Source organism: Leisingera sp. F5 (assembly GCF_001593695.1).
Map to the genome: position 1 here is coordinate 1 of NZ_LUKH01000107.1, position 6,204 is coordinate 6,204.

Consider the following 6,204-nt stretch of genomic DNA (forward strand, 5'->3'; position numbering starts at 1 on the left):
GGTGCTGCTGATGCAGCTGGGTATGCCGCTGTCGCTGGCGACCGTGGTTCTGGGCCACGTGTTGATCTGCACGCCGTTCTCCATCGTCATCCTGAACTCCGCCTTTCAGGGGCTGGATCAAAGCCTGGAGGAGGCCTCCTATGACCTGGGCGAAAGCCGCTGGGGCACCTTCCGCCGCGTGGTTCTGCCCCTGGTCATGCCGGGCGTGGTGTCCAGCCTGCTGATCACCTTCACCATCTCGCTGGATGAGTTCATCATCGCCTTCTTCCTGACCGGCACGGAGGTCACCCTGCCGGTCTACATCTGGAGCCAGCTGCGCTTCCCCGGAAAGCTGCCGTCGGTGATGGCGCTGGGGACCATCCTGCTGGCCCTGTCCGTCCTGCTCTTGATCCTGGCCGAGTGGTTCCGCCGCCGCGCCGCGCGGAAACAGGGTATCGAAGCTTCAGCCACCGGAGGATTTGCCTGACATGGCCAGCCTATCTACCAAGCCCATCATTGACCTTGCGGGCGTCACCAAGACCTTCGGAAGCTTCCAGGCTTTGAAAGGCATCAATGCAACCATCCACGAGAGCGAGTTCTTCTCGCTGCTGGGGCCTTCGGGCTGCGGCAAGACAACCCTGCTGCGGATGATCGCCGGGTTCGAGACGCCGACGGACGGCACCATCGTGATCGCGGGTGAGGACATGGCAGGCGTCCCCGCCAACCGGCGCCCCACCAATATGGTGTTTCAGTCCTATGCGATCTTCCCGCACCTCTGCGTGGCCGAGAACGTGGGCTACGGCCTGAAGACCCGCAAAACGCCCAAGGCCGAGATCGCCCGCGAAGTGGAACAGGCGCTGCAGATGGTGGATCTAGGCGGGCTGGGGTCCCGTGCTGCGCATGAGCTGTCGGGCGGTCAGCGCCAGCGGGTGGCGCTGGCGCGGGCGCTGGTGATGAAGCCCAAGGTGGTGCTGCTGGATGAGCCGCTGTCGGCGCTCGACAAGAAGCTGCGCGACCAGATGCAGGTGGAGCTGCGCCAGCTGCAGCAGCGGCTCGGCATCACCTTCATCCTGGTGACCCACGACCAGGAGGAGGCGCTGACCATGTCGGACCGCATCGCGGTGATGTTCGACGGCCGCATCGCCCAGCTGGCCTCGCCGGAGGAGCTGTACCGGCGTCCTGTAGACCGGCGAGTGGCGTCCTTCATCGGGGTGATGAACTTCCTCGACGCCCGCGCCACCGGCCGGATGAACGGCCATCTGGCGCTCGACATTCCGGCGCTTGGCAGCATCGAGCTGCCGTCGGCGCAGGTCCCCGAAGGGCTGGACTTGCGGAACCTGGAGACCATCGGCATCCGCCCGGAGATGCTGACCATCCTGTTCGAAGGCAGCGAGCAGACCGAACACGTTGCCAGGGGCGAGGTAACGGGCACCGCCTACTATGGCGACATGACCTATTACAGCGTGCGCCTGCCGGGCCACGCCGAGGATGTGACCATCTCGATGCGCTACACCGCAGGCCGGTCCATCGTGCCGCCCGGCAGCGAGGTGCCGGTGGGGTGGGGCGCGGACTCCATCGTGCTGTTCCAATAGAGAGGGCCGGACGACACCCCTCGTAAAGCACTTCGGCAAACAAGAAAACGCCCCGCCAAACCGGCGGGGCGTTTCATTATCGGTGGTTCTGGGCTTGTGTCAGAATCCGGCCTTGATCAGTTCAAACTCAGCGATCATCTTCTCGCGCAACGCCGAAGGAACGGGTGCCTGCCACAGGGTCTTGGCGCGCAGGCTTTCGCTGCTTTCAAGCCCCATTGCCGCCAAGTCCCCGGCGTTCATGTTCGCCATCGCCTTGGCATTGCCGTGGCCATAGCCCCAGCTGCTGACGAGATAATTGGCGGTTTTCGGTTCCAGCCAGGCGTTGATGAAGTCATAGAACTTGTCTTCGGAGCCGGGCGCATTGGCGAGTTTCGCATAGCCGCAAACCCAGCTGGATGCGCCCTCTTCGGTGTCGCGCCTGATTGCGATCGGGTGGCCTTCGTAGCTCATCGTTGAGTAGGTCTCGTTCCAGGCCCAGGCCATATAAACTTCGCCGCTTTGCATCAACTGCGCCAGCGAGGCGCCGTCGGACCAGTAGGTGCGCACATTCTGATGCACCTTGCGCAGGAAGCCGGAGGCCGCCTGGAATTGCGCGTCCGTTGCGTTGGTCCAGTCTGTGACACCAGTTGCCAGGAACCCCAGGGCGTAAGCGTCATCCACATTGTCGCCGATGGATATCCGTCCCTGGTGCTTGGGATCCGCAAACGCCTGCAGGCTGGCCACATCCGCTTCGCTCAGGTGTTCCGTGTGATAGGTGACCGCGGTGTTGCCCCAGTCGGCCGGGATGAAGTAGCTCTTACCATCCTTGGTGTAGGCCTCGATGTCGCGGAAACTCGGCTCCAGCTCATCCCAACGCTCGATCCGGGCGGTGTTGAGCGGTGCCAGCAGCCCTGCCTCGATCCATTTCGGGATCGATTGCGAGCAGGGGTGCACAACATCCGCGCGGAACCCCGAACGCAGTTTCTGGAAGGCTTCTTCCTCATCCCCGAAAAAGGCAAAGGTCGGACCGTCCCCGTGCTCTGCGATATAGGCAGAGAAGAACTCAGGATCCTCATAGCCGGCCCAGTCGAATACGGTCAGGTCCGCATCGGCGGCCAGGATCGCGCCTGCCTGAAGGGACAGGACCATGCCAAGCGCCGTGGCTGTTTTCAAAATTTTCATGAAAGTCTCCCTGTTGCCGCGGCCCTATTCCCCCGCGCTTTACCCTCTCAGGCACAGGTCCGGCCGTGATAGGAAAAGGTTAGGAGGGAAATCGGCTTGACACAAGAATTATTTGAGCGCTCAAATAAATTAGAGATGAAACCCGCCTCCTGAAAGGTCCTTGCCGATGCGCGATCCCCGTCATGACATCCTGTGCCAGCAGCTGAAAATCGGCCCGGTGGAGACAAAAAACCGGTTCTACCAGGTGCCGCACTGCGCGGGCATGGGTTGGCGGCGGCCGCGGACCGTGGCGGCGATGCGCGGGATGAAGGCAGAAGGCGGCTGGGGTGTTGTGAACACCGAGTTCTGCTCAATCCACCCGACCTCGGACAACGACTATTACCCCTATGCCGCGCTGTGGGATCAGGATGACATCCGCGCCAACCGGCTGATGACGGACGCCGTGCATGAGCATGGCGCGCTGGCCGGTGTGGAGCTGTGGATCGGCGGCGGCATGGTGACCAATTTCGGCACCCGGCTGGCGCCCTTGGGCCTGCGCAACCGGCCGCAGACGGATGCCACCGTGCTGCATCCTGGCCAAGCGCGAAAGATCGACCGCGAGGACATCCGCAACATCCGCAAATGGCACCGCGATGCGGCGCTGCGGGCTGTCGAGGCCGGGTTCGACGTTGTTTACGTCTACGCCACCCACGGCTACCTGCTGTCGGAATTCCTTGACCCGGTAAACAACACCCGCAGCGATGAATACGGCGGCTCCTTGGAGAACCGGGTGCGGCTGGTGCGCGAGCTGATCAAGGAAACCAAAGAGGCGGTCGGCCACAAATGCGCCGTCGCCACCCGCTTCAGCGTCGGACTGGGGGATGCGGAAAGCTATGACGCCTTTGCGATGCTGGCGGATCTGCCGGACCTTTGGGATCTGGTGGTGCCCGACTACGGCGTCGAGATGGGAGCGAGCCGGTTTGTGAAAGAAGCTTCATTCACCGACAGCATTGCGCAGGCGAAATCGCTGACCTCGAAACCGGTGGTGGCAGTGGGCCGCTACACCTCGCCCGACACAATGGCGCAGGTGATCCGCCAGGGCGGGCAGGACCTTATCGGCGCGGCGCGGCCGTCTATTGCCGATCCGTTTCTGCCCAAGAAGATCGAAGAGGGGCGCAGCGAGGACATCCGCGAATGCATCGGCTGCAACATCTGTTACGCCCACGACTCTCTGGGGGTGCCACTGCGCTGCACCCAGAACCCGACCATGGGCGAGGAATGGCGCCAGGGCTGGCATCCGGAGAAAACTGGCCGCAGCACAGCCCCTGAGAAGGTGCTGGTGGTAGGCGCCGGCCCCGCCGGGCTGGAAGCGGCCCGGGTGCTGGGCGAGCGCGGCCATTCGGTGATGCTGGCAGAAGCCAGCCGGACCCTGGGCGGGCGTGTCACCCGCGAATCCCGCCTGCCGGGGATGAGCGAATGGGCCCGCGTGCGCGACTGGCGCGTCGGGCAGATCGAAAAGCTGCCCAATGTGGAGGTCTATCCGGAAAGCCCGCTGGAGGCGTCTGATGTGCTGGACTTGGACGTCTCCCATGTGATTGCAGCCACCGGGGCGGTCTGGGCAACAGACACCGTCGGACGACATTCCGACACCGGGCTGGAGGAGGAAGTGCCCGGCATGATCGTTTCGGCAGAAACCGTGCTGAACGGCGCAGCGCTTAACGCGGATCACGTGGTGATCTATGATGACGACCACTACTACCTCGGCTCGGTGCTGGCGCTGCAATTGCGCAAGGAGGGGCACCGGGTCACCCTGGTGACACCCGCAGGCCGCCCCTGCGATTGGGGACAGTGGACCACGGAGGTCTACCAGTCGAACGCCGCCTTGATCGAGTCAGGCGTCGCGGTGGTGCCCAATCGGATGCTGGTGGCCGCACAGAAGGGGGAAGCAGTACTTTCCTGCATATTCTCGGGCGCCCGCAGCATCTTTGTCTGCGACGCCATCATCCCCCTCACTCGCCGCCTGCCGGTTCTGAGGCTATACGAAGGGCTGAAGGCGATGGGAGACGGGCTGCAGGAGGCCGGCATCAAATCGGTGGCCCGGATCGGCGATGCCGAAGCTCCGCATCTCATCGCCGCCGCCGTGCAAAGCGGCTACCGCGCGGCGATGGACCTAGGCCAGAATATTGATATTGCCGAGAAATACGGGCGGCGCGAGCATACCGTGTAAGGGGGAAGCCCTCTAAAAATACCGGTTTCGCGGCAGTGTCCGCGGCACCGCACGTTCTCCAAAACTGACTGTGAGAGGATCGGCGCACCGCTTGTTCAGTGGTGTGCATGGCGGCCGCATGCCCGGCGGCATGATAGTGCAGGAGCAAAAAGGGCGGGCACCGGAAACCCTTGGCGCGCGCCAGTTCGGGAAGGGTGACGGGAGCCTGTGCCACCTCCTCCAGCCTCACGCTGCCAGCTGCGCCTCGACCTGCTGGATGGCACGCTCCAGGATGTCGAACATCTCGTCGATCTGGTCCAGGGTGATGATCAGCGGCGGCGAGAACACAGCCATGTTGATCAGCGGGCGCACGATCAGGCCCATCTCCTCGCAGGCATCATCAATCATCGAACCGATCCTGCGCTCGGCCTCCAGATCCTCTGCCTGGCATTCGATGCAGCCCAGCAGCCCCTCGCCGCGGGCGTCGCCGACGATATCAAATTTCATCAGGTCGCGCAGGCGGGCCTGGAAATGCGGGGTGACGGCGCGGACGTGCTCCAGAATACCCTCGCGCTCGATGATCTCGATGTTCTTCAACGCCGCGACGCAGGACACCGGATGGCCCGAATAGGTGTAACCGTTGGTGTAGGAGGAGGGCGTCCCCAGATGGCTCATCTGCTGCATCACCCGGTCGGAGATGATGCAGGCGCCCAGCGGCAGATAGCCGGAGGTCAGCCCCTTGGCGCAGGTGATCATGTCGGGCTGGATGCCAAAAACCTCCTCGGACGCGAACCAGTGGCCGAGGCGGCCGAAGCCGGTCACCACCTCGTCGGAGATGTAGAGGATGTCATGCTCGCGGCACAGCTCCCAAGTCCGCTTGTGGTAGCCGGGCGCGGGCACGATGACGCCGCCGGAGGACAGGATCGGTTCGGCGATGAAGGCGCCGATCTTGTCCGCGCCGATCTCTGCAATTGCGTGTTCCAGATCCGCGACCTTGGCGTCGCACAAGTCCGAGACGCTCATGCCTTCGGGGCGGCGGTAGGGGTTCACGTCGGGCAAGAAATGCACCAGCCGGGTCTCGAAGTCGAATTGGCTCTGGTCGCGCTCCTTGCCGGTCACCGAATGGGCCAGATAGGTGGAGCCGTGATACCCCTTCTCGCGGGCGATGATCTTTTTCTTCTGCGGCTGGCCGCGGCGGTTGTTCATGTACTGCATGGTGCGCAGTGCGGTATCCACAGCAGTGGAGCCGCCAGTGGTGAAGAAGACGTTGTTGAGATCCCCTGGGGC

The 6,204-nt window shown here is 63.4% G+C and carries 5 protein-coding genes; 3 read left to right on the top strand and 2 right to left on the bottom strand.

The features are described from left to right. On the top strand, positions 1-466 hold a 466-nt coding region (locus A2I95_RS24870), incomplete at its 5' end, for an ABC transporter permease (protein ID WP_291734212.1). Between the two features lies 1 nt (position 467). After that, positions 468-1,571, top strand: a complete 1,104-nt coding sequence (locus A2I95_RS24875; protein WP_291734215.1) for an ABC transporter ATP-binding protein — start codon at positions 468-470, stop codon at positions 1,569-1,571. A 99-nt stretch (positions 1,572-1,670) separates the two neighbouring features. Here the strand turns inward: A2I95_RS24875 and A2I95_RS24880 are convergent, their stop codons facing one another. After that, positions 1,671-2,732 carry an extracellular solute-binding protein gene (locus tag A2I95_RS24880; RefSeq protein ID WP_291734217.1) on the bottom strand — a complete coding sequence of 354 codons (1,062 nt, stop codon included), beginning with the start codon at positions 2,730-2,732 and terminating at the stop codon, positions 1,671-1,673. Positions 2,733-2,898: 166 nt separating this feature from the next. Here A2I95_RS24880 and A2I95_RS24885 point away from each other — a divergent pair, with 166 nt between their 5' ends. Next, positions 2,899-4,938: an NAD(P)-binding protein gene (locus A2I95_RS24885; protein WP_291734219.1), complete on the top strand. Its 2,040-nt coding sequence runs from the start codon at positions 2,899-2,901 to the stop codon at positions 4,936-4,938. A gap of 225 nt (positions 4,939-5,163) precedes the next feature. Here the strand turns inward: A2I95_RS24885 and A2I95_RS24890 are convergent. Further along, positions 5,164-6,204 (bottom strand): aminotransferase class III-fold pyridoxal phosphate-dependent enzyme (locus A2I95_RS24890; protein ID WP_291734220.1); only part of this gene is annotated, 1,041 nt, incomplete at its 5' end.

Excerpts from the sequence above, each read along its gene's own strand:
- A2I95_RS24875 (WP_291734215.1), top strand. The coding sequence starts at position 468 with ATGGCCAGCCTATCTACCAAGCCCATCATTGACCTTGCGGGCGTCACC.
- A2I95_RS24880 (WP_291734217.1), bottom strand. The coding sequence starts at position 2,732 with ATGAAAATTTTGAAAACAGCCACGGCGCTTGGCATGGTCCTGTCCCTT.
- A2I95_RS24885 (WP_291734219.1), top strand. The coding sequence starts at position 2,899 with ATGCGCGATCCCCGTCATGACATCCTGTGCCAGCAGCTGAAAATCGGC.